General features: G+C 67.2%; 23 protein-coding genes. 11 read left to right on the top strand and 12 right to left on the bottom strand.

From position 1 onward, the window contains the following. Positions 1-5 precede the first annotated feature (5 nt). Positions 6-830 (bottom strand): undecaprenyl-diphosphate phosphatase, encoded by an 825-nt coding sequence (locus C8C96_RS10805; protein ID WP_121943972.1) that lies wholly within the window; start codon positions 828-830, stop codon positions 6-8. Between the two features lie 216 nt (positions 831-1,046). Between C8C96_RS10805 and C8C96_RS10800 the strand changes: the two genes are divergently transcribed. The 7 genes from C8C96_RS10800 to C8C96_RS10770 are packed head-to-tail and all read left to right on the top strand — an operon-like array spanning position 1,047 to position 5,816. Next, positions 1,047-1,457: a DUF2306 domain-containing protein gene (locus C8C96_RS10800; protein WP_056067036.1), complete on the top strand. Its 411-nt coding sequence runs from the start codon at positions 1,047-1,049 to the stop codon at positions 1,455-1,457. A 40-nt stretch (positions 1,458-1,497) separates the two neighbouring features. Further along, the gene (locus C8C96_RS10795; RefSeq protein WP_121942312.1) at positions 1,498-2,067 is read left to right on the top strand and encodes a DUF6622 family protein; all 570 of its coding nucleotides are present in this window, start codon (positions 1,498-1,500) and stop codon (positions 2,065-2,067) included. A gap of 36 nt (positions 2,068-2,103) precedes the next feature. Beyond that, positions 2,104-2,397 (top strand): 2TM domain-containing protein, encoded by a 294-nt coding sequence (locus C8C96_RS10790; protein WP_108499812.1) that lies wholly within the window; start codon positions 2,104-2,106, stop codon positions 2,395-2,397. Positions 2,398-2,434: 37 nt separating this feature from the next. Continuing rightward, the gene (locus tag C8C96_RS10785) at positions 2,435-3,511 is read left to right on the top strand and encodes an alpha/beta hydrolase family protein (RefSeq protein WP_370107352.1); all 1,077 of its coding nucleotides are present in this window, start codon (positions 2,435-2,437) and stop codon (positions 3,509-3,511) included. Positions 3,512-3,568: 57 nt separating this feature from the next. After that, the gene (locus C8C96_RS10780; protein ID WP_056748347.1) at positions 3,569-3,859 is read left to right on the top strand and encodes a 2TM domain-containing protein; all 291 of its coding nucleotides are present in this window, start codon (positions 3,569-3,571) and stop codon (positions 3,857-3,859) included. After that, on the top strand, positions 3,856-4,944 hold the full coding sequence (locus C8C96_RS10775; protein WP_121942310.1) for a sensor histidine kinase: 1,089 nt from the start codon (positions 3,856-3,858) through the stop codon (positions 4,942-4,944). The genes C8C96_RS10780 and C8C96_RS10775 overlap by 4 nt, the downstream gene beginning before the upstream one ends. Further along, entirely contained in the window at positions 4,941-5,816 is an 876-nt protein-coding gene (locus tag C8C96_RS10770) for a LytTR family DNA-binding domain-containing protein (protein WP_121942309.1), read from the top strand. Before C8C96_RS10775 ends, C8C96_RS10770 begins: the two co-directional genes overlap by 4 nt. A gap of 16 nt (positions 5,817-5,832) precedes the next feature. Here C8C96_RS10770 and C8C96_RS10765 read toward each other — a convergent pair whose 3' ends face one another. From C8C96_RS10765 to C8C96_RS10710, 11 genes are all read right to left on the bottom strand, one after another. Continuing rightward, complete coding sequence (locus tag C8C96_RS10765) at positions 5,833-7,296, bottom strand: efflux transporter outer membrane subunit (protein ID WP_199737466.1); 1,464 nt, start codon at positions 7,294-7,296, stop codon at positions 5,833-5,835. Then, on the bottom strand, positions 7,293-10,466 hold the full coding sequence (locus tag C8C96_RS10760; RefSeq protein ID WP_121942308.1) for an efflux RND transporter permease subunit: 3,174 nt from the start codon (positions 10,464-10,466) through the stop codon (positions 7,293-7,295). Before C8C96_RS10760 ends, C8C96_RS10765 begins: the two co-directional genes overlap by 4 nt. An 862-nt stretch (positions 10,467-11,328) precedes the next feature. Then, entirely contained in the window at positions 11,329-14,439 is a 3,111-nt protein-coding gene (locus tag C8C96_RS10750) for an MdtB/MuxB family multidrug efflux RND transporter permease subunit (protein ID WP_121942306.1), read from the bottom strand. A gap of 54 nt (positions 14,440-14,493) precedes the next feature. Then, complete coding sequence (locus tag C8C96_RS10745; RefSeq protein ID WP_121942305.1) at positions 14,494-16,278, bottom strand: efflux RND transporter periplasmic adaptor subunit; 1,785 nt, start codon at positions 16,276-16,278, stop codon at positions 14,494-14,496. A gap of 150 nt (positions 16,279-16,428) precedes the next feature. Then, positions 16,429-17,070, bottom strand: a complete 642-nt coding sequence (locus C8C96_RS10740) for a LysE family translocator (RefSeq protein WP_116747667.1) — start codon at positions 17,068-17,070, stop codon at positions 16,429-16,431. Between the two features lie 143 nt (positions 17,071-17,213). Further along, positions 17,214-17,834: an ABC transporter ATP-binding protein gene (locus tag C8C96_RS10735; RefSeq protein WP_121942304.1), complete on the bottom strand. Its 621-nt coding sequence runs from the start codon at positions 17,832-17,834 to the stop codon at positions 17,214-17,216. Positions 17,835-17,864: 30 nt separating this feature from the next. Beyond that, positions 17,865-18,782, bottom strand: a complete 918-nt coding sequence (locus C8C96_RS10730) for an EamA family transporter (RefSeq protein WP_121942303.1) — start codon at positions 18,780-18,782, stop codon at positions 17,865-17,867. Next, positions 18,779-19,789: an SDR family oxidoreductase gene (locus tag C8C96_RS10725; RefSeq protein ID WP_121942302.1), complete on the bottom strand. Its 1,011-nt coding sequence runs from the start codon at positions 19,787-19,789 to the stop codon at positions 18,779-18,781. Before C8C96_RS10725 ends, C8C96_RS10730 begins: the two co-directional genes overlap by 4 nt. Then, on the bottom strand, positions 19,786-20,721 hold the full coding sequence (locus tag C8C96_RS10720) for a bile acid:sodium symporter family protein (protein WP_082565127.1): 936 nt from the start codon (positions 20,719-20,721) through the stop codon (positions 19,786-19,788). Before C8C96_RS10720 ends, C8C96_RS10725 begins: the two co-directional genes overlap by 4 nt. A gap of 4 nt (positions 20,722-20,725) precedes the next feature. Next, positions 20,726-22,075: an NAD(P)/FAD-dependent oxidoreductase gene (locus C8C96_RS10715; RefSeq protein ID WP_121942301.1), complete on the bottom strand. Its 1,350-nt coding sequence runs from the start codon at positions 22,073-22,075 to the stop codon at positions 20,726-20,728. Between the two features lie 33 nt (positions 22,076-22,108). Then, a complete protein-coding gene (locus tag C8C96_RS10710; protein ID WP_121942300.1) occupies positions 22,109-22,939 on the bottom strand; it encodes an SDR family oxidoreductase in 831 nt (276 codons plus the stop codon). An 89-nt stretch (positions 22,940-23,028) separates the two neighbouring features. Here C8C96_RS10710 and C8C96_RS10705 point away from each other — a divergent pair, with 89 nt between their 5' ends. From C8C96_RS10705 to C8C96_RS10690, 4 genes are all read left to right on the top strand, one after another. Beyond that, positions 23,029-23,781, top strand: coding sequence for an IclR family transcriptional regulator (locus C8C96_RS10705; RefSeq protein ID WP_121942299.1), 753 nt, complete (start codon positions 23,029-23,031; stop codon positions 23,779-23,781). 45 nt (positions 23,782-23,826) lie between these two features. Further along, positions 23,827-24,195, top strand: coding sequence for a hypothetical protein (locus C8C96_RS10700; RefSeq protein WP_056066989.1), 369 nt, complete (start codon positions 23,827-23,829; stop codon positions 24,193-24,195). Positions 24,196-24,357: 162 nt separating this feature from the next. Beyond that, positions 24,358-25,326 carry an MBL fold metallo-hydrolase gene (locus C8C96_RS10695; protein WP_121942298.1) on the top strand — a complete coding sequence of 323 codons (969 nt, stop codon included), beginning with the start codon at positions 24,358-24,360 and terminating at the stop codon, positions 25,324-25,326. Continuing rightward, entirely contained in the window at positions 25,298-25,972 is a 675-nt protein-coding gene (locus C8C96_RS10690) for a histidine phosphatase family protein (protein WP_233584215.1), read from the top strand. Before C8C96_RS10695 ends, C8C96_RS10690 begins: the two co-directional genes overlap by 29 nt. The last annotated feature ends 207 nt before the right edge of the window (positions 25,973-26,179 follow it).

The following is a 26,179-nucleotide window of genomic DNA, read 5'->3' as shown; positions in this document are numbered from 1 at the left end:
GATTATCAGTCGGCCCACTGCACCCAGCCGGTCCACGCGGTCACCAGAACGATGACGCCGAACACGATGCGGTAGTAGGCAAACGGCACAAAACTGTGACTGCTGATGTAGCGCAACAACCAGCGCACACACAGCCACGCGCTGAGGAAGGAGAACACCAGCCCCGTGGCAAACAGCGGAATGTCGGTCGCCGACAGCAGCGCGCGCTCTTTGTACAGGCTGTATACCCCGGCGCCAATCAACGTGGGGATGGCCAGGAAGAACGAAAAGTCCGTCGCCGCCTGGCGCGACAGGCCCAGCAGCATGCCTCCGATGATGGTCGCGCCGCTGCGGCTGGTGCCAGGAATCATGGCCAGGCACTGCACCAGGCCGACCTTGATGGCATCGAGCGGCGTCATTGCGTCCACGCTGTGGATGCGGGTGGCCGAGGGCGGCCGCCGCTCGGCCCACAGGATGATGAAGCCACCAATGATGAAGGTGCTGGCCACGACCACCGGCGTGAACAGGTGTGCCTTGATGGCCTTGCCAAACAGCAGCCCCAGCACCACGGCAGGCACGAAGGCGATGAACACGTTGAGCGCAAACCGCTGGGCCTGGCGCTCGGTGGGCAAGGCGACCAGCGTGGAGCGGATCTTGGCCCAGTACACCAGGATCACCGCAAAAATGGCGCCCGTCTGGATGGCAATGTCAAACACCTTGGCCTTGGCATCGTCAAACCCCAGCAGCGACCCGGCCAGGATCAGGTGCCCGGTGGAAGAGATGGGCAAAAACTCCGTCAACCCCTCGACGACCCCCATGATGGCGGCCTTGACCAGCAATACAACGTCCACGCGCACTCCTTGCAAATAGGTGCGGGATTATCCGCCGTGGGCTCCAGCCCCCTGGCAATACGCCCGCCGCGTTGCCTCTGGCGGCCCAATCCGCCCACCACTCACTCCGCGTGGCGGCATTTCACGCCCGGTGGGCTGCATTTCGTCGCAGGGCTGTGGCGCCCCGGGAAGGGCATCGGCACAGTTCGTTCCATCGAACCCGCCAGGAGCCCCGCCATGCAAATCACCCCCGTCATCGCCATCCATCTTGCAGCCGCGCTGGCGGCCGTTGCCATCGGCCCCATTGCCCTGTGGGCCCGCCAAGGGGCCACACAGCGCCCCCGCCTGCACCGCGCGGCCGGCTACGCCTGGGTCACGCTGATGGTGGCCACTGCCGTGTCGGCCCTCTTCATCACCGGCGGCCCTGGCCCGCGCTGGGGCAGCTTCGGACTGATTCACCTGCTGATCCCCGTCACCCTGGGCATGCTGGCCATGGCCTTTGTGTTCCTCGCCCGCCGCAACATCGTCGGCCACCGCAAGATGATGCAACGCACCTACATCGGCGCCTGTGTGGTGGCTGGCGGCTTCACGCTGCTGCCCGACCGTTTTCTGGGCCACACGGTCTGGTCCGCACTCGGACTGATCTGACCCCACCCCTCCATTCATTGTTTACAACAGGACGACCACCATGCTGCTCAACCTCCTTGTCCAACAACCCCAGATGCTGGGTCGCATCATCGAAAACACGCCCTACTGGGTCTGGGCCCTGCTGGCCGGTCTGCTCTGGCTGGGCGGCAGCCAGCTGCTGGCCCGCAACGTGAGTCTGGTGCGGGCCATGGTCATGCCGGTGGCGATGACCGGCCTGTCGGTGTACGGCATCGCCTCGGCCTTTGGCGCTGCGGGCCAGGCCCTGCTGCCGGTGGGCGCCTGGCTGGCCGCCGCCGTGCTGATTGCCGGCGTGGCGCTGTGGCTGCAACCAGCGGCGCCCCAGGGCACGCTGTACGAAAGCAAGTCACGCTGCTTCTACATTCCGGGCAGCGCCATGCCGCTGACCCTGATCCTGGGCATCTTCCTCACCAAGTACCTCGTGGGTGTGGAGCTGGCCCTGCAACCCGCCCTGGCACGCGACAGCGGCTTTGCGCTGCAGATCGCTGCGCTGTATGGCGTGTTCAACGGTCTGTTTGCGGCCCGCGCGCTGCGGCTGTGGAAGCTGGTGCAACGCAGCGCCCCCTTGGCCACATCACCCGCCACCGCCTGAGCCCCCCGTAACGATCCCTCCGCACAGGAGCACCCCATGCGCAACCACACCTTCACTACCGATCCCCTCGAACGTCTGGCACGCCGCCGTGCCGGGGCCAAAATGGGCTGGTACATCCATGCCAGCGTGTACCTGCTCGTCAACCTGCTGCTGGTCGCACTGTCGGTGGGCAGCGGGCGGCACTGGGCGGTGTTCCCGGCCCTGGGCTGGGGCATCGGCCTGGCCATCCATGGCGTGGTGGTGTTCGTTCTTGCGGGTGGCAGCGACCTGCACGAGCGCATGGTGCAGGCGGAACGCGACCGACTGGCTGCTGCGCAAAACCCCCGCTGATCGGCTGATGATGACTCCTCCCAACAAAAACACGGCCATGACAAAAACCTGGATGGCCTGGTGCCTGGCCTTGCTGGCCGCAGCCGTCATCACAGCCAGCCCCGCCCATGCAGGCGTGGGTCTCGCAGAGTTGCCAGGGCAACAGGGCGACGGCCCCGTCACGGTGTTCTATCCGGCACAAGAGGCCGACCAGCCCGTGCAGCGCGGCACTTTTGCGCTGCAGCTGGCCTGGCAGGGCACACCTGTGGCGGGCAACGGCCGTCTGGTGGTGGTGTCGCACGGCTCGGGCGGCAGCCCCTGGGTGCACACCGACCTGGCCCGTGCGCTGGTGCAGGCCGGCTTTGTGGTGGCCCTGCCCGAGCATGCGGGCGACAACTACAAAGACCACTCCACCCCCGGCCCGGAGAGCTGGAAGCGCCGCCCCGCCGAGGTCTCCCGCGCAGTGGATGCCGTCGCACAGGATGCGCGCCTGGCGCCGCTGCTGGCGCTGGACAAGGTGGGCGTGTTCGGTGGTTCGGCCGGAGGCCACACCGCCCTGGTGTTTGCCGGGGGGCAATGGTCTCCCGCCCGCTTCAAGCAGCACTGCGAGGCCCATCTGGCGGAGGATTTTTCGTCCTGCGTCGGCTTCACCACCCGCCTGCACGGCAACTGGCTGGACAGCATCAAGAAGGCCGTGGCCATCACCATCATCCGCCACCGCTTTGACGACGAAACGCTGCATGCACACACCGACCCGCGCGTGGCGGCCACGGTGGCCGTGGTGCCGTTTGCGGCCGACTTCGACATGGACAGCCTGGCCACCCCCCGCATCGCGCTGGGGCTCATCACTGCGGGCAAGGACGTCAACCAGATTCCACGCTTTCACAGCAGTGCCGTGCTGACCACGTGCCAGGACCGCTGCACGCACATTGCCGACCTCCAGGACGGCAGCCACGGCATCATGCTGTCGCCCATGCCACCGCTGGACCGCATGAACGACCTGACCCGCGCGCTGCTGGGCGACCCGCCCGGTTTTGACCGCAGCGTGCTGCCGCAGGTGGACGCAAGCACCGTGGCATTCTTTGCCAAGCACCTGCAGCCGCTCAAGCCGGTCTCACTCACGCCACGCCCATGACAGCACCCGTGCGGACGCGTTGCTGCGCCCATTGAGCCGCCTAGAATGCAAAGCTCCATGCCCATGACACCCGAAGACCTCGACCAACTCGCCCGCCGCCGCGCCAACGCCAAGCTGGGCTGGTACCTGCATGCGATGGCCTTCGTGCTGGTCAACGCCCTCATCTTTGCCATGTCGCGCTATGCGTTTGGCACACGCCCGTGGTCGGTGTACCCGCTGCTGGGCTGGGGGCTGGGGCTGGTGCTGCATGGGGTGTCGGTGTTTCTGCTGGGCTCCGGCAGCGGCCTGCGCGAGCGCATGGTGCAGCGCGAGCGCGAGGCCCTGCAGCGCCGCCAAGACCGGCCATGAAGCTGCGCCACGAGTTCAACGGGGTCAGCAAGCTGCGGCACTACCTGCAGGTGGTGGCCTTCACACTGGTCGTGGCCACTATCCAGTGCACGTTCATGCCCGACAAGCCCTATGGGCCGCCCGTGGTGTATTCGGTGCTGATCGGCACCTTCACCTGGGCCATCATTGACCTGGGGCGGGAGTTGATATCGTCCGCCGCCGAAACGGGCTGGCCACACGGCTGGCAGGGCATTGCGCTGGTCCTGGTGGGCATCGTCGTGGGCTATCTGGCGGGCACCTTGCTGGCCGACGCGCTGTGCGTGCACTACTTTCACTTCTACCCGCCGGGGGCGTTGATCTCCGGAGCAGACCAGCGCACGTCCATCCTCATCACGGCCATTGCCGGGCTGGTGGGCACGTTCTACTTCTACGCCGTCAACAAGTCGGCCTACCTGGAGAGCAAGATGGCCGAGGCGCGCATGCACGCCAGCGAATCGCGCCTGAAGCTGCTGGAGACCCAGCTGGAACCCCACATGCTGTTCAACACCCTGGCCAACCTGCGCGTGCTCATCGGCACCGACCCGGCCCGGGCGCAGCACATGCTGGACCGCATGATTGCCTACCTGCGCGCCACGCTCAGCGCATCGCGCAGCACCCAACACCCGCTGGCGCTGGAGTTTGAGCGCCTGCGCGACTATCTGGAGCTGATGGCCGTGCGCATGGGCCCACGCATGGCCTACACACTGGACCTGCCCGACACGCTGCGCGACGTGCCCGTGCCACCGCTGCTGCTGCAGCCGCTGGTGGAGAACGCCATCCGCCACGGGCTGGAGCCCCAGGTGGAAGGCGGCCACATCACCGTGCGTGCAAGCACCCAGGCAAGCCCCCAAGGCCTGTTGCTGGTCATCGAGGTGCAAGACACCGGGGCGGGCCTGCCCGCCACCCTGCCCGTCCCAGGCCCCGGCCAGAGCTTTGGCCTGGCCCAGGTGCGCGAGCGGCTGGCCACGCTGCACGGTGCTGCAGGCGCTCTTGAATTGATAGCAATAGAGCCAAATGGTACTAGCGCTACCGTCACGTTTCCCTTGAAATCTGCCGCCACACCATGACAGAGCGAGCCCCGCGTGCCCTGATTGCCGAAGACGAACCGCTGCTGGCCGCTGCCCTGCAGCAGGACCTGGCCCACGCATGGCCAGAGCTGCAAGTGGTGGCCCTGGTGGGCGACGGCCGCTCGGCGGTGCGGCAGGCGCTGGACTTGCGGCCCGACGTGCTGTTCTTCGACATCCGCATGCCCGGCCAGAGCGGCATCGAGGCGGCCGCCGAACTGGCCGACGCATGGCCGGATGACATGCCCTTTCCGGCGCTGGTGTTTGCCACGGCCTACGACCAGTACGCCGTGCAGGCGTTTGAAGCGCAGGCGGTGGACTACCTGCTCAAACCCATCCAGGCCGACCGGCTGGCGCGCACCGTGGCCAAGGTGCAGGGCCTGCTGGCCCAGCGCGCCTCAGCCGCTGCAGCAACCGGTGCACCACCCGCTGCACCTTCGGCGGCGTTGCCCTCGCCCGAACTCGAAGCCACCATGGCCCAGCTGCGCGCGCTGCTGGGCGCTCCTGGCGTGGGCACTGCACCCGCCGCCGCGCCCGCCACTGCCGCAACGCGGCTGAGCGTGATCCAGGCCAGCCATGGCACGCAGATCCACATGGTGCCGGTGGCGGACGTTGTGTACTTCGAGGCGGCCGACAAGTACGTGCGCGTGCTCACGGCTGAGCGTGAATACCTGATCCGCACCGCGCTCAAGGAGCTGATCGAGCAGCTCGACCCGCAGGAGTTCTGGCAGGTGCACCGCAGCACCCTGGTGCGCGCCACGGCCATTGCCACCGTCACGCGCGACGAGGCGGGCAAGCAGCACATCAGCCTGCGCGGGCGGCCTGAGCGGCTGCCGGTGAGCCGCCTCTACGCGCACCTGTTCAAGGCCATGTAGGGGCCTGACGTGGGCTTCAAGCGGGCGGCAGCGCCTCCCAGCGCCCCGCCACATTCTTCAACAGCGCATTCACCGCCGTCAGGCGGCGGCTCTTCACGTCGATCAGGCTGCGCTGTGACGACAGCACGGTGGTCTGGGCCGCCAGCACATTCAGGTAACCCACGGTGCCCGCACGGTACTGGTTCTCCACCACGTCCAGCGCACGCTGGGCGGCCGCGGTGGCCTCGCGCTGCAATTGTTCCTCCTGCGCCAGCGCAGCGGCGGCCGTGAGGTTGTCCTCCACCTCCTGCAGCGCGGTCAGCACCGTCTGGCGGTAGGCGGCCGTGACCTGCGCGTGGTTGGCGCGGGCCGTCTCTACGGCGGCACTGCGCGCGCCGCCATCAAAAATCGACGCCGCCAGCGCAGGCCCCAGCGACCAGAACAGGTTGGGCGCGCTGAACAGGTCGGCCAGCGACGCCCCGCGGTATCCACCCGCTGCCGACAGCGTGAGCGTGGGGAAATACGCCGCGCGCGCCACGCCGATCTGCGCGTTGGCCGCGGCCACGCGGCGTTCTGCAGCGGCAATATCGGGGCGGCGCTGCAGCAGGTCGGACGGCAAGGCCTGGGGCACGTCAGCCGGTGCGGGCAACGTGGCGGTGGGCTCCAGCGCAAAGGCAGCAGGCGCCTGCCCCAGCAGCGCCGCCAGCGCGTGCTCCAGCTGGCTGCGCGTGGTTTGGGCCTCCAGCAGCTGCACCTGGGTGGACTTGTACTGCGCCTCCGCCTGCGCCACATCGGCGCTGGACGCCACACCGGCCGCCTGGCGGTTGCGCGTCAGCTCCCAGCTGCGGTCGTAGGCCTTGAGCGTCTCGCCCAGCAGCGCAGCCTGGGCCTCGGCCGCGCGCAGCGAAAAATAGGTCTGCGCCACGGCAGCCTGCAGCGACAGGCGCGCAGCGGCCAGGTCGTCGGCGCTGGCCTGGGCGCTGGCCTGCGCCGCACTCACCCCGGCAGAGATGCGGCCCCACAGGTCCAGCTCCCAGCTGGCAGACAGGCCCAGCGAATGGCTGGTGCTGATGCGCGCGGTGCTGCTGCCATCCGCCTGGTTGCTCAGCTGCGTGCCGCTGCGCGCGCGGCTGCTGCTGGCATTGGCCCCCACGGTGGGCAAGGCCGCAGCGCCACTGCTGGTCACAGCCGCCTGGGCCGCACGCAGGCGGGCAGCGCTCTGCGCCAGGGTGGGGCTGTTGGCCTCGGCCTGCTGCTGCAGGCGGTCCAGCACAGCGTCGCCGTACACGGTCCACCAGGTCTCGGGCAAGGCGGTGGAGGCCTGTGGCTGCGCGGGCTTCCAGATGCCCTGGGCCTGGGCGGCGGCCTGCTCTTTGTAAGCGGCAGGAATGTCCATGGTGGGCCGCTCGTACGGCGACGTCTGCGCGCAGCCCGCCAGCCACAGGCCGCTGGCCACGAGCGCAGGCCAGGCGACCCGACGTGAAAAAGTGAAAGAAGTCATCCGTCGTTTCCTTGCAATACCACCGGGGCCGCAGGCGCGGCGCCCGCTGGCTTGCGGAGCCGCCCCACCGCCCGCAGCACGCGCGCACGCAGCCTGTCGAGCGCCACATACACCACCGGCGTGGTGTAGAGCGTGAGCCACTGGCTTACCAGCAGGCCGCCCACAATCGCAATGCCCAGCGGCTGGCGCAGCTCTGCACCATCGCCCCGCCCCAGGGCCAGCGGCAGGGCCCCAAAGATGGCGGCCACGGTGGTCATCAAAATGGGGCGCAACCGCAGGTTGCAGGCGCGGTAGATGGCCTGCGCGGCTGTGACGGGCGCCCGGCCCGGCTGCCCCTGCTGGCGTTGCCGCGTGAGGGCAAAGTCAATCATCATGATCGCGTTCTTCTTCACGATGCCGATCAGCAGGATCACGCCAATGAGTGCGATGAGCGAGAACTCGGTCTTGAACAGCATGAGCGCCAGCAACGCGCCCACACCCGCGGAGGGTAGCGTGGACAGGATGGTGATGGGGTGCACCAGGCTCTCGTACAACATGCCCAGCACCAGGTAGATGGTGATGATGGCTGCGAGGATCAGCAATGGCTGACCCGCCAGCGCGTCCTGGAACGCCCCTGCCGTGCCGCTGAACGAGCCACGCACCGACACCGGCACGCCCAGCTCGGCCACCGCGTTGTTCACCGCCTCGGTGGCCTGCGACAGCGACACCCCCGGCGCCAGGCTGAAGCTGATGCTGCTGGCGGGTGTGCCCCGGTCGTGGTTGACCGACAGCGGTGTGTTGGTAGTGGTGATGCGCGCAAACGCCGTGAGCGGAATCTGCTGCCCCTGGCTGTTGACGAAAAAGAAGCCGCGCAGCGTCTCGGGGTTCTGCAGGTAGCGCGGCGCGGCCTCCATGACCACGCGGTACTGGTTGAGCGGGTTGTAGATCACGCCCACCTGGCGCTGGCCGAAGGCGTTGTTGAGTGTGGCGTCGATCTGCGCCATGGTCAGGCCCATCCGGGTCACGGCATCGCGGTCGATGACCAGCGAGGTCTGCAGGCCAAAGTCCTGCACGTCGCTGTTCACGTCCTCCAGCTCGGGCAGCTGGCTCAGCACCTGGCGGATGCGTGGCTCCCAGGTGCGCAGGTCGCCAATGTCGTCGGCCTGCAGGGTGTAGTCGAACGAGGCACCGCTCTGCCGCCCGCCAATGCGGATGTCACGCTGCGGCACCATGAAAAGGCGCGCGCCCGGCTCGTTCTTGAGTTGCTCGCGCAGCCGCGTTATCACGGCCTCCGAACTCTCCTGCCCGGGCCCACGCTTGAGGGTCATGAACATCTGCGCCGCATTGCGCTGCCAGCCCCCCGTGAAGCCGGTCACATGCTCCACGGCCGGGTCGGCCTGCACGATGGACAGGAAACGCTGCAGCCGCTGCTCCATGGCTTGGTAGGACGTGGCCTGGTCGGCCCGGATGAAGCCCGAGATGCGCCCGGTGTCCTGCTCGGGCATGAAGCCCTTGTCGATGGCGGTGTAGAGGTACACGTTGAGCCCCACCACACACACCAGCGCCAGCAGGGCCACGGGCTGGTGGCGCAGGCACCAGGCCAGGCTGCGGCGGTACAGGCGCATGCCCCGCACCTGCATACGATCCACCCAGCGACCGATCCGATGGCTGAAGGCCGCAGCCCAGCCCCTGCGCCGCGCCGTTGCCGGACTGTGGGGCTTGAGCAGTGCGGCGCACATCATGGGCGTGGTGGTGAGCGACACCACCATCGACACCAGGATGGCCGAGGACATGACGATGGCGAACTCACGGAAAAACCGCCCCACAATGCCACCCATGAACAGGATGGGCACGAACACCGCAATCAGCGAAATGCTCATCGACACCACCGTGAAGCCGATCTCGCGCGCGCCGTCGAGCGACGCCCGCAGCGCGGTCTTGCCCCGCTCCATGTGGCGCATGATGTTCTCCAGCACCACAATGGCGTCGTCCACCACAAAGCCCGTGGCCACCGTGAGCGCCATGAGCGAGAGGTTGTCGAGCGTGTAGCCCGCCAGGTACATCACGCCAAACGTGCCTGCCAGCGACACCGGCACCGCCACGCTGGGGATCAGCGTGGCACGCCCGTTGCGCAGGAACAAGAACACCACCAGCACCACCAGCGCCACGGCAATCAGCAGCGCGCGCTCCACCTCCTTGACCGAAGCCCGCAGCGTGGGTGTGCGGTCGGACACCACCTCGATGTCGATAGCCGCCGGGATGGACGCCTGCAGCGCAGGCAGCAGCGAGCGCACGCGCTCCACGGCTTCGAGGATGTTGGCGCCGGGCTGCTTGTACACCTGCAGCAGTACCGCCGGCTTGCCATTGGCCACGCCGAAGTTGCGCACGTCCTGCACCGAGTCCACCACGTCGGCCACGTCCTGCAGGCGCACGGCCTGCCCGTTCTTCCAGCGCAGCACCAGGGGCGCGTAGTCGGCCGCCACACGGGCCTGGTCGTTGGTGGCCACCTGCCAGTAGTGGTCTTCCCGCTCCACCGCGCCCAGCGGGCGGTTGGCGTTGGTGCTGACGATGGCGCTGCGCACCTGCTCCAGCGAGATGCCATTGGACGCGAGCCGCACCGGGTCCAGCTCCACACGCACAGCAGGCAACGCGCCGCCGCTCACCGTGGCCTGGCCCACGCCCTCGACCTGCGAGAGCTTTTGCGCCAGCACGGTGGAGGCCGCGTCGTACATCTGCCCGCGTGTGAGCAGGTCCGACGTGAGCGCCAGGATCATGATGGGCGAGTCGGCCGGGTTGACCTTGCGGTAGGTCGGATTGCTGGGCATGCCCGTGGGCAGCAGCGTGCGCGCGGCGTTGATGGCGGCCTGCACATCGCGCGCTGCGCTGTCCACGTTGCGGTCCAGGTCGAACTGCAGCGTGATGGAAGTGCTGCCCAGGATAGAGCGCGAAGTGATCTCGGTCACGCCCGCAATGGCGCCCAGCGACCGCTCCAGCGGCGTAGCGACGGTGGCGGCCATGGTGTCGGGGCTGGCCCCGGGAAGGCTGGCGCTGACCGAGATGGTGGGGTAGTCCACCTGCGGCAGCGGCGCCACGGGCAGCAGGAAGAACGACACCGCACCCGCCAGGGCCAGGCCCAGGGTGAGGAGCATGGTGCCGATGGGGCGGTGGATGAAAGGGGTGGAGAGGCTCATGGGTGGGCTCTCTGGGTGGTTTTTGGATGTTTTTGGCTTGATGCGCTAGTGAAATATGCGCTGGCAGCTATTGATTTTGTAGCGTTTTGTTGCGTGCACTGACTGAGCCGCGTGCCTTTGTTGAGGGCGGAGGCCGGGAGTCGCCCGGCAGGCGAGGTACTTTTCTTTGCTTCGCCAAAGAAAAGTACCCAAAAGAAAGGCGACCCCACTGTCTGCGTCCCCTGCGCTTCGCTACGGGGCAACCTGCGGTGCTCGGGTTTGGCGGGGTCTCGCTCAACTCGCGCCGCTGCGCGTCGCTCAGACACACGCGAGCCCTGATCCGCCAAACCCTGCGCTCCTCGGCGCATCCAGAGGGGCCTGAGGAGCAGAACAGCCACACGGGCCATTGCTGCGCTCGGCCCCGGATCGCGGGCGCAAGCGCCTCGCGCTGCGCAGGCGCGGCCGAGCGCAGCAATGGCCCGAATGGTTGTTCGGCTGTTGGATGTTCGGCTGTCCCACCCCCGCTGGCTGCGCCTGCGGCGGGGCGGTTGTGGGGTGGCACGCGCGTCGGAGCGCGCGTGCTTCGTGAACTGACTCGCAATGGATGTCTGAACGAAGCTGCATCGCAGCGCAGTGAGTTCCAAGGCGCACCCCGCAACCGCCCCGCCAAAGGTTTGCCCCGTAGCGAAGCGCAGGGGTCGCAGACTGGGGGTCGCCTTTCTTTTGGGTACTTTTCTTTGGCGAAGCAAAGAAAAGTACCTCGCCCGCCGGGGCGACTCCCGGCCTCCGCCCCCAGCCAAGGCACGCCTTCTAACCAAGCACACCCCAGCTTCAACAAAACCAGTTCGCAAGGTAGACGACAAAGCGAAACCAACGGAAGCCATCACGCCACCTCACCGTGCCGCCCACGCCACCGCTGCGCCCACCCCTCAAACGTGAGGTAAATCACCGGGGTCGTAAACAGCGTGAGCAACTGACTCAGGATCAGCCCGCCCACCATCGTCACCCCCAGCGGATGCCGAAGCTCACTGCCCACCCCTGTCCCCAACATCATCGGCAACGCCCCCAGCAAGGCCGCCAACGTCGTCATCAAGATGGGCCGGAACCGCAGCAGACACGCCTGATAAATCGCATCGCGCGCACTCAGGCCTTCGTCCCGCTGCGCCTCCAGCGCAAAGTCGATCATCATGATCGCGTTCTTCTTCACGATGCCAATCAGCAGCACGATGCCGATGATGGCGATGATGTCCAGGTCCAGCCGCGCTGCCATCAACGCCAGCAACGCCCCTACCCCAGCCGAGGGCAGTGTGGACAAAATCGTGACCGGGTGCACCGTGCTCTCATACAGCACACCCAGCACGATGTACATGGTGACCACCGCCGCCAGGATCAGCAGCAGCGTGTTCGACAGCGACGCCTGGAACGCCAGCGCCGCCCCCTGAAAACTCGTCTCCACCGACAGCGGCAACTGCCCCTCGGCCTGCACGGCGGCCTTCTCGCGCTCGATGGCCGCCACTGCGTTGCCCAGCGACACGCCCGGCGCGGTATTGAACGAAATGGTGGCGGCGGGCAACTGGCCCACGTGGTTGACCACCAGCGGCATGTTGCGCTCCTCGATGCGCGCCACCGATGACAGTGGCACCGGCGCACCAGTGCTCGACGGCACATAGATGCTCTGCAACGCCTCGGGGCCCACCTTGAACTGTGGCGCCACCTCCAGCACCACGCGGTACTGGTTGGACTGCGTGAAGATAGTCGAAATCAGCCGCTGGCCAAAGGCGTTGTACAGCGCGGCATCGATGCCCGCCACCGTCACCCCCAGGCGGCTGGCCTGGGCGCGGTCGATCTGCACATAGGCCTGGCGGCCCTGGTCCTGCAGGTCGCTGGCCACATCCGTCAGCTCGGGCAAGGCGCGCAGGCGGCGCAGCAGCTCGGTGGTGCTGGTGGTGAGCTGCTGCATGTCGGGCGATGACAGCAGCCACTGGTACTGCGTGCGCGCCACCCGGTCTTCAATGGTCAGGTCCTGCACGGGCTGGATGAACAGCCGGATGCCCGGCAGGTTCTGCACGCGCTCGGCCAGGCGCTGCTGCACTACACCGGCCTTGTCGCGCTGTGCATGCGGCTGCAGGTCGATCAGCAGGCGGCCGGTGTTGAGCGTGGTGTTGGCGCCATCAACGCCGATGAACGACGAGACGCTGCGCACGGCGGGGTCTTGCAGCAGCCGTTCGGCCACCGCCTGCTGGCGCTCGGCCATACCGGCAAACGAGATCGACTGGTCGGCCTCGGTAGTGGCCTGCAGTGTGCCAGTGTCCTGCACCGGAAAGAAGCCCTTGGGGATGAACAGATACAGCACCACGGTGAGCGCCAGCGTGGCCGCAAACACCAGCCAGGTGGTGCCCCGGTGGTTCAGCACCCAGCCCAGCATGCGGCCATAGCCTGCGATGGTGCGATCAAAAAAATGTCCCGTGGCGCGGTACAGGCGGCCATGGCTCTCCTCGGGCGTGTGGCGCAGCAGGCGCGCGCACAGCATGGGGGTGAGCGTGAGCGACACCACGGCCGAGATCAGGATGGACACGGCCAGCGTGATCGCGAACTCGTGGAAAAGCCGGCCCACCACATCGCCCATGAACAGCAGCGGGATCAGCACGGCGATCAGCGAGATGGTGAGCGAGATGATGGTGAAGCCGATCTGCTGCGAGCCCTTGAGCGCAGCCGCGAGGGGTGCCTCGCCCTCTTCCACATAGCGGGCAATGTTCTCGATCATCACGATGGCATCGTCCACCACAAAGCCGGTGGAGATGGTCAGCGCCATCAGCGTGAGGTTGTTGATGGAGAACCCCGCGAGGTACATCACCCCACAGGTGCCGATGAGCGACAGCGGAACGGCCACGCTCGGGATCAGCGTGGCCGAGGGGCTGCGCAGGAAGACAAAGATCACCGCCACCACCAGCAGCACGGCCAGGCCCAGCTCCACCTGCATGTCGCGCACCGAGGCGCGCACCGTCACCGTGCGGTCCGTCAGCACCTGCACATCCAGCGACGCGGGCAAGGTGCTTTGCAGCTGCGGCAACAGGGCCTTGATGCGGTCCACCGTGTCGATCACGTTGGCACCGGGCTGGCGGCGGATGTTGAGGATCACACCGGGCTTAGCGCCCGTGTCTGCCGTCCCCGCCCAGGCCGCGAGGCGCGTGTTCTCGGCATCGTCCACCGTTTCGGCCACGTCCTTCAGGCGCACAGGGGCGCCGTTCTTGAAGGCGATGATGAGGTCACGGTATTCAGCGGCCGACTGCAGCTGGTCGTTGGCATCGATGGTGGACGCGCGGGCCGGGCCGTCAAAGCCGCCCTTGGCCTGCTTGACGTTGGCCGCCGCGATGGAGGTGCGCACGTCCTCCAGCGTCAGGCCCAGCTGCGCCAGCGCCGTGGGGTTGGCCTGGATGCGCACGGCAGGGCGGCGCCCACCCGCAATCGCCACCAGACCCACACCCTGCACCTGCGAGAGCTTGGGCGCGAGGCGGTTTTCCACCAGGTCGTTCACACGGATCACGGGCAGCGAAGGCGAGGTGATGGCCAGCGTGAGGATGGGCGCATCGGCAGGGTTGACCTTGCTGTACAGCGGCGGCATGGGCAGGTCGCTGGGCAGCAGGTTGTTGCCCGCGTTGATGGCCGCCTGCACCTGCTGCTCGGCCACATCCAGCGCCATGTCGAGCGCAAAACGCAGCGTGATCACCGAAGCCCCGCCCGAGCTGGTGGACGACATTTGCGACAGCCCCGGCATCTGGCCGAACTGCCGCTCCAGCGGGGCGGTGACATTGGAAGTCATCACGTCCGGGCTCGCGCCCGGGTACAGCGTGGTGACCTGGATGGTGGGGTAGTCCACCTCGGGCAGTGCCGAGGTGGGCAGCAGCCGGTAGGCCATCAGCCCCGCGATCAGGATCGCCACCATCAGCAGCGCAGTGGCGATGGGGCGCAGGATGAAAAGGCGCGACAGGTTCATGGCGGCGGGTGCGCTGGCAAGACAGGCAGGGGAGAAACCGGGGTGCCGCTGCGCTCAGCGCGCCGGGCTGGCTGCGCCACCCTGGGACGGCGGCTGCTGTTGCAGCCGCTCGCGGATGTAGGCACGGCGCTCCTCCTGCGGCATCGCCATCACGCGGGCGCGCTCGTCGGCGGGCATCTGGTCCAGCAGTGCCTTCACCTGCGGAGGAATGCCCCGTAGGGGTTCGGAGCTACGGTCTGCAGGCGCTGCGGGGGCTGCATGCGGTGCAGGCGGTGCAGCGCCTGGGGATGCTTGCGGTGCAGCTGCTCTGGGTGGTGCTTCGCTGCGCTGCTGTTGTGGCACTGCAGAGGCCTGCGGGGCAGACGCCGGGGCAGCGGCGGGAGCACCCACACCCGACGCCGAAGAGGCTGCAGCAGACGCCGCCGACGCTGGAGCCGCTGCGCCGCTCGCGCCCATCTGCGCTCGCCGCTCGCGCAAGAAGGCGCGACGCTCTTCTGGGCTCATCTTCTGCAGCTTTTCACGTACATCGGGGGGCAGGGATGCCATGAAGGCGCGGCGCTGCGCGGCCTGGTCCTGGGCTGCCTGGTCGGCGCGGGTGACGGCACCGGCATCGATAACCGCGACCTTGGCGCCTTCGCGCAGGCGGTCGATGCCGTCCGTGACCACCTGCTCGCCCTCGCGCAGCTCGCCTTCGACGCTCACACGGTCGCCATCGGTCACGCCCACGCGGATGCGGCGCTGGGTCACGGTGCTGTCTTCCTGCACCAGGTAGACATAGTTGTTCTGCACGGCCGTGGCCGGTACGGTCAGCACGCCCTGGAGCAGGTTGACCTGCAGGCGCACGTTGACGAACTGGTTGGGGTACAGGGCGCCGTCTTCATTCGCAAAAGCGGCCTTCACCTTGATGGTGCCGGTGGCGCTGTCGATGGCGTTGTCCAGCGCCACCACACGGCCCTTGGCCAGCTGGCGGCGGCTGTCGCGGTCCCACAGCTCCACGCTCAGCTCTTCGCCTGCGGCCATGCGGCGACGCATCTGCGGCAGGTGCGCCTCGGGCACGGAGAACGCTGCATCGATGGGCCGCACCTGGTTGATGGTGACGATGCCGTTCGCGTCGCTCGGCCCCACCACGTTGCCCCGGTCCGCCTGGCGCAAGCCCAGGCGGCCGGCAAATGGTGCGGTGACCTGGGTGTAGCTCAGTTGCAGCCGCGCGGCGTCCACCTGCGCCTGGTCCGAGGCCACGGTGCCTTCCAGCTGCCGCACCAGTGCGGCCTGGGTGTCCACCTGCTGGCTGGCGATGGAGTCGCGCGCCAGCAGGTCTTGATAACGCTTGAGGTCGAGCTGCGCATTCTTGAGCAGCGCCTGGTCACGCTGCAGCGTGCCCTGTGCCTGCGACAGCGCCGCCTGGTAGCTGCGCGCATCGATCTCGGCCAGCACCTGGCCTGCACGCACCTCGTCACCTTCCTTGAAGCGCACCGACGTCAGCTCGCCGCCGACCTTGGCGCGCACCACGGCGGTGGCGCGGGCGCTCATGGTGCCGATGGCGCTCACCACCACCCGCACATCGCCCCGCTGCACGGTGCCTACCGACACGGGCTGTACGTTGCCGCCACCAAAGCGCCCGGGCCCACTGCCGGGCTTGCGCGCCGCGTTGGGCCCCGTGGCGGCACCGCCAGCGTTGGTCGCGGCCGCTGCATCCTGGCGCTGCTTCCACCACCAGGCACCACCTCCCACCGCAGCCAGCGCCACGGAGGCCAGTAACAACGCGGAGATCCAGCGCAGCTTGCCGGACTGCAATCTTGCGGGCCTCTGTGGACGGGTCAACGAACGGTTCAGGGGCATGGTGGGGCGCAACGAGGAATGAGCGAACGGGTATGGTAGCCAGCGCACCCCCCGGGGCTGCCGCCCGGCGGGTACCCTTTACCGGGGATTTACGCGCGCTTTGGGCGGGGTTTACCGATGTATCGGCTCAGCCCCGCCAGGGGGCAGCAATCAGCGGTTGGTGGCCAGCAGAAGGCCGCCAGCACCCATGAAGAAACCGCCGGTGGCCTTGTTCAGGCGGGCCACACCGCGCGAGGTGCGGATGAAGCGGCGGATCTGGCGCCCGAAGCTGGCGTACACGGCCGTCGAGACGAATTCGCTGCCCAGATAGATGGAGCCCAGCACCAGAAACTGGCGCGCGGCAGGCTGCGCGGGGTCGATGAACTGCGGAAAGATCGCCGCGAACAGGATGATCGCCTTGGGGTTGGTGATGCCCAGCAAAAACTCCTGCGCAATGAGAGCACGCAGATGGAACTGGGCCTGTTGACCCGATGCCTGGCCACTGCCAGGTGCATCCTCCAGCGCCAGGCCGCTGAACTCGCGGCTGTGCCAGGCCTTCCAGCCCAGCCAGAACAGGTAGGCAGCACCCACCCACTTCACCGCCGTGAACGCCGCTTCGGACGCCAGCAGCATCGCCCCCAGCCCCACCGCAGACACCGTCAGAAAGATCGCGAACGCCGCTGCCCGGCCCACCGTGGCGATCATCGCGGGGCCCACGCCTGCGCGGATGCCGTTGTTGAGGCCACAGAAGTTGTTGGGCCCCGGGGTGAGCGAGATGGCGATGGCAACCGGAACAAATAGCAGCGCATCCATGGGACGGTCCTTGCAGGGTGAGGCGTGTGTGAGGGGAAACGGTCAGCACCGCAGTCTACGGCAGACCCTGCCTACACGGCCGACCCCAGGGCACATGCCCCCAAGGCGCCCTCTACCACCTCATAACGCCTTAGAACAGGTTCTTACAGATCCAGCACCGAGCCCCAGGGCACATCGGGCAGGGCTTCGCAATGTGCCACCACGGTCAGGCGGTCTGGTCTGGCCGCTTGGGATGCCAGGGCCTGCGCCAGATAGCGAATGGAGGGCTTGTCCAGCCCGCCCACAGGCTCGTCGATCAAGGTCAGCGGTGCATTCGAGGCCAAGGCCCCTGCCATGAGCACCTTGCGCTTGCTGCCGGTAGAGAGGGCGTAAAAGGGCTTGTCCAGGTGCTCGTGCAGACTGAACCCGTTGATATGTTCCACCAGGGCTGCCGCATCCCACTGGGGGTAGCGCGCGGGCAGGCTGTCGAGCCAACCCCTGGCAGTGAGCCGGTCCCACTCGCTGGATCGCGGGTCCGCCCAGAAGACCCGTGGTGCCGAGGGCTTGGCGGCCAGGTTCAGGTCCACCCCTTGCAGCGTGATGCTGCCAGCCTGCGCCGTCAGCTCGCCAGCCAGCAGACGCAGCAACGTGGTCTTGCCGGTGCTTTCATCACCCCGCACCAGAGCCAGGCCCGGGGGCCAGGCCAGCGACAGGTTGTCCAGCACAGCACACTCCGGGTACGCAAACCGCAACCCCTTCACCCACAAAAACACGCTCTCAGCCACCCTGTCTCCTCGATGCGGAAAGCGAACATTCTAGGAAGCTGCCGCACGCCGGGCCCACCACAAGCCTCCCACCTGGTTCACCACCAGCCCGCAGAGCACTGCGGCTGCGCCCAACCACTGCAGAGGCGCCGGGGTTTCACCCAGAAAGGCATAAGCCGCCCACAGCCCCACCACCGGCACCAGCAGCGAGAACGGCGTGACCCGCCCCGCCGCATGGCGTTGCAGCAGCTGCGTCCACAGCGTGTAGGCCAGCAGCGTGGCCAAGAAGGCCAGGTAGGCCACGGCCAGCAACCCGGTGCCGTTCAAAGACTGCAGCTGTGCCCACACGGCGGTGGAGCCCTCGCTCCAGAACGCCAGCGCAAAGAACGGCCCAATGGGCACCACACTGCTCCACACGATGAACGGAAACGGCGCATACGCCCCGGCCTGTGCCGCGCGGCGCGCCACCAGATTGGACACCGCCCACATGAATGCTGCGCCAAGGGTGAGCACAAACCCCGCCAGCGTCATCTGGCCCGGCCCCTCACCATGCGCGAGGCCGATGGTCATCAAGCCGCCGAACGCCAGCAACAAGCCCCCCCACTGCCAGGGCTTGGCACGCTCTCCCAGCAATGGCGCGGCCAGCAGCAAAGTGAAGAACGCCTGGGTCTGCATCACCACCGACGCCATGCCCGCCGTCATGCCCAGCTGCAGCCCCAGAAACAGAAAGCCGAATTGCCCCAACCCCTGCGCCATCCCGTAGCCCACCACAAAGTGCCAGGGCAAGGCCGGACGCGGTACGAACAACAAGAAGGGCAGCGATGCCGCCGCAAAGCGCAGCGCGCCCAGCAGCATGGGACTCAGGCCCTGCAGGCCGAGCTTCATCACCACAAAGTTCAGCCCCCAGATGACCACCACCGCCAGGGCGCGCAGCAGGTCGCCACGGCTCAAGGCCGCTGGCGTACTCATGCGGCCGCCACGGACACGCCCGCAGCTACGGGGCGGCCCTGCAGCGCCCGGGCAGCGACGAAGGCGTCAAACGCCTGGCCACTGGTCTTGCCCGGCACATAGCCCAGCACCTCCTTGAGTGCAGTGTTCAGCAACACGGGCCGGTAGCGCAGAAAGTCGAGCTGTTCGGGGCCGTAGCGGCTCACGCCGAGCGCGGAGCCCACGGCCAGCGCGATGCGCAGCAGCCCGGCGGGCAGCTCCAGCACGGGCTTGCCCAAGCGCTGGGCAATCTCGCGCAAGGGCAAGGCACCGTCGCCCGCCAGGTTGAAACAGCCAGCCCGCTGCGTGCGCAGTGCATGCAGGATGGCACCAGTCACGTCTTCGTCCCAGATGAACACGAACGGGCTCTCGCTGCCCCGGATGGCGAGCAGGCGCGGCTTTTCAAACAAGGCGGTGATCTGGTTGTCCACCCGCTCGCCCAGGATGGTGCCGATGCGCAGCACCGTCTGCGCCAGCGCCGGGTGCTGCGTGCGGTATTGCGCCAGCATCTCTTCCACCAGCCGCTTGTGGTGCGAATAGGCAAAGACCTCGTTGCCCCGCAGCGCGTCCGTCTCGCGCAACCACGCGGGGTTGTCGGCGTGGTAGCCATACGCGGCACCGCTGGAGCTGACGACCAACTGCGTCACGCCGGTGGCCACACAGGCATCCAGCACGTTCTGGCTGCCCAGCACGTCCACCGAATATTCAAACTCGCGGCTGGAGCCCTTGCCGGGCGTGACGATGGACGCCAGGTGCACCACGCTATCGATGGCATGGTCCGCCAGCGTCTGCGCCAATGCGGGGTCGCGCACGTCCTGCACCCGGTACGTCACACCGGGCAGGCGACGCTCGGCGGGCACATCGCGCACATCGGTCGCCACAATGGTCCCGACCCCTTCACGCGCCAGTGCAGCCACCACGCTGCGGCCCAGAAAACCGTCGGCGCCTGTGACCAGAATGCGGCGGCTTATCCACCCCATGCCGGTCATGTGCGCTGCTCCTTGCGGGCATCGGCCGCCGGTAGTTCGGCGGGCCTGCGCCCCCACCAGCCTGCCAGCGCCAGCCCCGCGATGATGTCCCAGAAGCCCCACACGCCCGCCACCACGGCCATCCCGCCTAGCCCGCCAAAGAAGCTGAAGATCAGCACCAGACCCAGCCCTGCGTTGCGGATACCCACCTCGATGCTCACCGCGCGCCGGTCGTAGTCCGGCAAGCCGCTGAGCCGCGCGCAGGCGTAGCCGGTGCCGAAGGCCAGCGCATCGTGCAGTGCCACGGCCAGCAGCACCAGGCCGACGTAGTCCAGAAAGTAACGCCAGTTGCCCGCCACCGCGCCCACGATGAAACCGATGAGACACAGAAAGCTGAGGATGCGCACGGGCTTGTTCACGCGCTGTGTGAAGCGCGGCAGCTTTTCTGCGCACAGGATGCCCAGCACAAAAGGCAGCCCGATGATCACCACGATGTGACCCGCCATCTCCAACGGGTCAAGCGCAATACTGCGCAGCAGCGGCGCCGCCGTGGGGTGCATGCCGCCCCAGAACGCGAAGTTGAGCGGCATGAGCACGATGGCCAGCGCGTTGGAGATGGCCGTCATCGACACCGACAGCGCCACATTGCCTCCTGCGCGGTGCGTGAGGATGTTGCTCACATTGCCGGGCGGGCAGCAGGCGACCAGAATCATGCCCAGCGCGATGCTGGGCCCGGGCTTGAGCAGCAGCGTGAGCACAAAGGTCACCGCAGGCAATACGATGAACTGCGCGGCAATGCCCACCGCCATGGCACCGGGCATGCGCAGCACGCGCTTGAAGTCCGCCACGCGCGTATCCAGCGCAATGCCGAACATGAGAAAACCCAGCACCACATTGAGCACCACCAGCGACGCGGGGTTGAAGTTGAGGCGAATTTCGTCCACAGGCAGCATGGCGTCAGTCCTTTCTGGCGAGGGCTGCGGCGGCAGCGCGCACCGCGTTGCGGTAGGTGTCCTTGTGCACGTAATACGCCATGCGTTCGAGCTGGAGGTACTTGAAGCCACCCGACAGATCGGGCGGCGGCCCGGCCTTGGCCTGTCGTAGCGCCTCGGCGCGCGGCGATCCCTCGGCCTGCGCCTTGAAAAAGCGCGCCACCAGCTCTGCCTGTTCATAGCGGCCCTGCCAGCCGATACCACTGGCCTCGATCATGCCCATCACGGCCAGGTTGTCGAAACGGGGTGACAGGATGTTGAGGTAGAGCTGCGGCGCCATGCCCTGCCAGTTGAGCAGGTTGTGGTCGATGAAGGGGTAGTGCAGCTTGTAGCCCGTGGCACAGAGCACCAGGTCATAGTCCTGCGCGCTGCCGTCCTTGAAGTGCACCGTATGGCCTTCAAAACGCGCGATGTCGGGCTTGACGTGGATGTCGCCATGGCCCAGGTGGTGCAGCACCAGCGAGTTGACCACCGGGTGCGACTCGTACATCTTGTAGTCGGGCTTGGGCAGGCCAAAGCGCGCAGGGTCGCCAGTGAACCATTGCAGCACCACGCTGTCCACCTTTTGCTTGAGCCAGGGCGGCATCTTGAACTTGCCGCCCAGCGTGTCTGCGGGCTTGCCGAACACATACTTGGGCACGAAGTAGTAGCCGCGCCGCACCGAGATGTCCACGCTGCGCGCGTAGTGCACCGCATCCACCGCAATGTCGCAGCCCGAGTTGCCCGCGCCCACCACCAGCACGCGCTTGCCTTTGAACAGCTCGGCGCTCTTGTAGGCGCTGGTGTGCAGCAGCTCCCCGTCAAAGTGCCCCTCAAAGCGCGGCATGCTGGGTTCGGCCAGCGTGCCGTTGGCAATCACCACGCCCTTGAACTCTGCCGTTTGCGCGGGCCCACCGTGCTGCGTCCACGTCACGCGCCACAGCGGCGCAGTGCCCTCCCCCACCGGTTCGACCCGGAGAACGCGCGTGCCAAACCAGAAGTGCTGGCGCAGGCCAAAGTGCTCTGCAAAGTCGAAGAAATACTGGCGCATGTCCCGGTGGCTCGGATAGTCGGCCACTTCGGGGCGCATGGGGAACTCGGTGAACTCGGTGGTGTGCTTGCTGGAGATCAGATGCGCCGATTCGTAGACCGTGCTGCGCGGGTTGTCGATGTTCCACAAACCACCCACGTCGGTGTGTGCTTCAAAGCCCTGGAAAGGCACGCCCAGCTTCTGCAGATTGCGCGCGGCGGCCAGCCCACTGGGGCCGGCGCCGATGAGGGCGATGTGGTCGCGCATGTCCTGTGCGAGCGGCGTCGAAGGGCTTGTCTCCGGCATCGTTGTTGTTGTCGTCATTCGCTTTGTTCTCTCTCAGGTGTCGATGTTCTTGTCTGCGCGCACTGGCAACCCCGGAATGGCGGTGGCCCCCGCCTCGCCCACGCGCGGCTTGCGCGGCTGGCCCAGCAACAGCCGGTCGTGCAGGGCATCAGGCAACAGGTTCAACAGGCGCGCCAGCCAACCGATGCGCGCGGGCAGCACGATGTGGGTGCGCCCCCGGGCCACAGCGGCCAGCAGGGCACGCGCGGCGTCCTCGGGCTCCATCAGGCCGGGCATGGCAAAACGGTTGCCTGCCGTGAGCGCGGTGCGCAGGTAGCCAGGGCTGACCGTGCTCACCACGATGGAATCGCCGCGCAGCTCGGCACGCAGACTCTCCAGGTAACGGATGAGCCCGCCCTTGCTGGCGCAGTACGCACCATTGCCCGGCATGCCCCGCCAGCCCGCAATGCTGGCCACCCCCACCAGCGCGCCGCGCCGCTGCGCGCGCAGGGCCGACACAAAGGGCTGGAAGGTGGTGGCGGCGCCCAGCAGGTTGATCTCCAGCATGCGCCGCATCACAACCAAGTCGTCGACCTGGGCGGTGTCAAACCCCCCGGCCACCCCAGCATTGGCGATGACGAGGTCAGGCGCTCCCCGGCGGCCCATCCAGTCGACGGCCATGGCCTGCATGGCGGTAGCGTCGGCCACGTCGGGCGTATAGACAGCGCAGCGCTCTGGCGCCAGTGCGGCCAGGGTTTCCAGCGCGGGCCGGTTCAGGCCCACCAGCGCCACGGCAGCGCCCTGGCCGATCAGCTCGCGCGCCAGCGCCTGGCCCAGCCCACCACAGGCGCCGGTGAGCACTACGTTCTGGAAAAAGGCGGACATGAAGCTCCCGGTGAATTGGGTTTGCAGCTTAGCCACAATGCTGAATAATCCCGAAATGTTTTATGAATTCGTCTCGAATTCCGAGATTTATGACCAACACACCGCCCAGCCTGCGCTTGTTTGAACTGCTGGAAACGATGTGCGCCCAGGGCCAGCCCTTCAGCCTGGGCGATGCCATCGAGGCCACCGGCTGGCCCAAGCCCAGCGTGCACCGCATGCTGGGCCAGCTGGAGGCCGGTGGCCTGCTGGCGCGCGAGCCAGACGGGCGGCGCTACACCCCCGCACCACGTCTGCTACGCCTGGCCGAAAGCACGCTGAGCGCGGGCACCCAGCATGGAGTGCGCCACGCTGTGCTGCGGCAACTGGTGGCGGACATTGGAGAAAGCTGCAACCTCACGGCGTTGAGCGGCGCAGAAGTGATCTACCTGGACCGGGTGGAGTCAGCCTTTCCGCTGCGCATGGAGCTACGGCCCGGCACCCGCGTGCCCATCCACTGTTCGGCCAGCGGCAAGCTGTTTCTTGCCCACCTGTCGTCCGCACGCCGGGCCGCCATCCTGGACGGCCTGCCCCTCACCCGCCACACGGCCACCACCCTGACCGACCGCGCCGCCCTGGAAGCCGAACTGGAGCAGATCCTGCGGCAAGGCTATGCCACGGACGCCGAGGAGTTTGTGGACGGCCTCGTCTGTGTGGCCGTGCCCGTGTTGGCCGGCGGGCGGCGCCAGGTGCGCAGCGCCGTGGCACTGCAGGCACCCTCTGCCCGCATGCCGCTGGCGCGCGCGCTGCAACTGGTGCCCCGGCTGGGAGAAGCCGCGCAGGCCCTGGGCCGGACCTGGGCTTGATCCATCGCGCAGCAACTCCCGACACATTCATAACCTGCTCTCACCATGCAACTGAACTACCTCGACTTTGACTACAGCGAAGACGCTGACGGCAACGGCACCCTGGATGCCATGGCCAGCGTCTTGCCCGCGCAACTGCCTGCCTTGCAGAACGAGATCGCTGCCGTGCTGGCCTGGGCGCATGCACACTGGCCCGGCGCTTGCGCACCGCAGGAAGACGGCGGCGCGTGGCACTATGACCTGCACGGCGTGCAAGAGGTGCAGAGCCCCTTGACCTTGTCCTTTGACGATGCGACGGGGCAACTGCACATGACCACAGGCAGTGCCGCGCCGCCGCGCACCACGCTGACCCTCACCCTCAGTGGCAGCAGCGACTTCTGTACCGCTTTGCGCGAAGCCTTCGATATGGAATGAGCCTCCTCTTCATGGCCTCCAACCCGGTCAACCCAAAGGGTTAACCCCAATTAGCGACCAAAAGCCCCACGTTGCAAACAGGTTAGTGCGCCAGCCCACGCTTTCCTGAGGTCCAGCGCTACAGTTGCGACTCATTAGTTCAACCCGAGACTGGAGAGTTTCATGCTGTCACGCCGTCACTTCCTGGGCGCAAGCCTGGCCACCACCGTTTACGCTGCGGGCTCGTTCGTGCCCGTGTGGGCGCAGAACGCACCCAATTTCAGCACGCCCACCTTGCCCAGCCCTGGTTTCCGTCGCATGAAGGTGGGGGACGTGGAGGTGATTGCACTGAACGATGGCATCACTCGCCGCCCGCTGGGAGAAGAATTTGTGAAGAACGCACCGCTGGCCGAAGTGCGTGCGCTGCTCGCATCGCAAGGCCTGCCCACCGACTACATCGATGTGCCGTACACCCCCTTCCTGGTGGTGGCGGGCGCACGCAAGATCCTGATCGATACCGGCCTGGGCGAGTTTGGTGGTGCCACCACCGGCAAGCTGCTGGACAGTCTGCGCGCTGCTGGCATGCAGGCCTCAGACATCGATACCGTGCTCGTCAGCCACTACCACGGCGACCACATCAATGGAATCCGCAACAAGGCGGGTGAGCTGGTGTTCCCGAAAGCCAAGGTGATGGTGCCTGCAGCCGAACATGCCTTCTGGATGGACGACGCGCGCATGGCCGCCGCCCCCGCCGGCATGAAGGGCGCGTTTGACAATGTGCGCCGCACCTTTGCCACCATGCCAGCCGATACGCTGTTGCGGTTTGAAGCGGGCACCGAGGTTGCACCGGGCATCCAGTCGGTGGCCGCCTACGGCCATACGCCGGGCCACACGCTGTTCGAATTGAAGTCGGCAGGCCAGAACTTCTTCTATGTGGCAGACCTGACCAACGTGCCCGCATTGTTCGCGCGCAACCCCGACTGGGCCGTGACCTTTGACATGGACGCAGAGGCTGCGCGCAAGGTCCGCCGCGAGGTGTTCCAGCGCATTACCACCAGCAACGCCATGCTCGGCGGCTTCCACTTCCCCTTCCCTGCGTTTGGCCGCGTAGCAGCGGCGGGCAATGGCTATGCCTTCCAGCCAGCTGCCTGATGCCGAAGCAGCCGGGGATCAGGCTGCAACGCAAGGTACGCGCGTCACACGGCGCACCTTGCTGGGCAGTGGCGTGGCAGGCGCATTAGGTGGCGGACTGGCCCTCACAGCCCTGCAGACCTGGGCGACCCAGGAAGCGGGTGCCGAGGTCTTACTGCGCCAGGGCGGAGTGGTGGCGTTGTTTCGCCACGCGCTGGCCCCCGGCACCTTCGACCCCCCGGGTTTCCGCCTGGGCGACTGCGGCACCCAGCGCAACCTGAACGATGAAGGCCGGACCCAGGCCCGGCGCATTGGCGAGTGGTTCCAGACGCGGCAATTGCGTCCGGAGAAGGTGCTGTCAAGCCCCTGGTGCCGCTGCATCGACAGTGCCACCCTGGCTTTCGGTGCACCACAGGTGTGGACGGCTCTGGGTTCGCCCACGGGCTACTCCGAGACCACGGGGGAGAGCCACCTGCGCGAACTGCGCCAGGCGCTGGCCGCAGCGTCTGCGCGCAATGGCCGGTTTGAGGTGTGGTTCAGCCACATGTTTGTGCAGTCCGATCTGGCACGCGACAGCACCAGCTCGGGCGATGCGCTGATCTTGCGAGCCCCCCGAGGTGGCGACGTGCAGGTGCTGGCGAAGCTCTCGGTCACAGGATCAACCTGACCAGCGCCTGCTGATGCTGGCGGGAGATCGCGCTCCCGCGCACCGTGGTGCACGGGCCATCGGACTACACGCTGGCGATGCCCTGGGGCGTATCCTGAAGATTCCCAGCCCTGCCAGATACCCCGGCGCGGCGCACACCCAGGAGCCGCCGATGACACCGTCCCACACACTGGGTGAACCCGCAGCCTGCAGGCCCCGTCGCTGAGA

The organism is Acidovorax sp. 100, assembly GCF_003688355.1.
Taxonomy (GTDB): Bacteria; Pseudomonadota; Gammaproteobacteria; order Burkholderiales; family Burkholderiaceae_C; genus Acidovorax; species Acidovorax delafieldii.
This window is presented reverse-complemented; position numbering and strand designations above follow the sequence as displayed.

Bases quoted from the DNA above. Each gene is read 5' to 3' on its own strand.
- C8C96_RS10765 (WP_199737466.1), bottom strand. From the start codon at position 7,296: ATGACTTCTTTCACTTTTTCACGTCGGGTCGCCTGGCCTGCGCTCGTG.
- C8C96_RS10785 (WP_370107352.1), top strand. From the start codon at position 2,435: ATGACAAAAACCTGGATGGCCTGGTGCCTGGCCTTGCTGGCCGCAGCC.
- C8C96_RS10690 (WP_233584215.1), top strand. From the start codon at position 25,298: ATGGCTATGCCTTCCAGCCAGCTGCCTGATGCCGAAGCAGCCGGGGAT.
- C8C96_RS10775 (WP_121942310.1), top strand. From the start codon at position 3,856: ATGAAGCTGCGCCACGAGTTCAACGGGGTCAGCAAGCTGCGGCACTAC.
- C8C96_RS10800 (WP_056067036.1), top strand. From the start codon at position 1,047: ATGCAAATCACCCCCGTCATCGCCATCCATCTTGCAGCCGCGCTGGCG.
- C8C96_RS10730 (WP_121942303.1), bottom strand. From the start codon at position 18,782: ATGAGTACGCCAGCGGCCTTGAGCCGTGGCGACCTGCTGCGCGCCCTG.
- C8C96_RS10740 (WP_116747667.1), bottom strand. From the start codon at position 17,070: ATGGATGCGCTGCTATTTGTTCCGGTTGCCATCGCCATCTCGCTCACC.
- C8C96_RS10770 (WP_121942309.1), top strand. From the start codon at position 4,941: ATGACAGAGCGAGCCCCGCGTGCCCTGATTGCCGAAGACGAACCGCTG.
- C8C96_RS10760 (WP_121942308.1), bottom strand. From the start codon at position 10,466: ATGAGCCTCTCCACCCCTTTCATCCACCGCCCCATCGGCACCATGCTC.
- C8C96_RS10710 (WP_121942300.1), bottom strand. From the start codon at position 22,939: ATGTCCGCCTTTTTCCAGAACGTAGTGCTCACCGGCGCCTGTGGTGGG.
- C8C96_RS10780 (WP_056748347.1), top strand. From the start codon at position 3,569: ATGCCCATGACACCCGAAGACCTCGACCAACTCGCCCGCCGCCGCGCC.
- C8C96_RS10705 (WP_121942299.1), top strand. From the start codon at position 23,029: ATGACCAACACACCGCCCAGCCTGCGCTTGTTTGAACTGCTGGAAACG.
- C8C96_RS10750 (WP_121942306.1), bottom strand. From the start codon at position 14,439: ATGAACCTGTCGCGCCTTTTCATCCTGCGCCCCATCGCCACTGCGCTG.
- C8C96_RS10700 (WP_056066989.1), top strand. From the start codon at position 23,827: ATGCAACTGAACTACCTCGACTTTGACTACAGCGAAGACGCTGACGGC.
- C8C96_RS10725 (WP_121942302.1), bottom strand. From the start codon at position 19,789: ATGACCGGCATGGGGTGGATAAGCCGCCGCATTCTGGTCACAGGCGCC.
- C8C96_RS10795 (WP_121942312.1), top strand. From the start codon at position 1,498: ATGCTGCTCAACCTCCTTGTCCAACAACCCCAGATGCTGGGTCGCATC.
- C8C96_RS10715 (WP_121942301.1), bottom strand. From the start codon at position 22,075: ATGCCGGAGACAAGCCCTTCGACGCCGCTCGCACAGGACATGCGCGAC.
- C8C96_RS10720 (WP_082565127.1), bottom strand. From the start codon at position 20,721: ATGCTGCCTGTGGACGAAATTCGCCTCAACTTCAACCCCGCGTCGCTG.
- C8C96_RS10745 (WP_121942305.1), bottom strand. From the start codon at position 16,278: ATGCCCCTGAACCGTTCGTTGACCCGTCCACAGAGGCCCGCAAGATTG.
- C8C96_RS10790 (WP_108499812.1), top strand. From the start codon at position 2,104: ATGCGCAACCACACCTTCACTACCGATCCCCTCGAACGTCTGGCACGC.
- C8C96_RS10695 (WP_121942298.1), top strand. From the start codon at position 24,358: ATGCTGTCACGCCGTCACTTCCTGGGCGCAAGCCTGGCCACCACCGTT.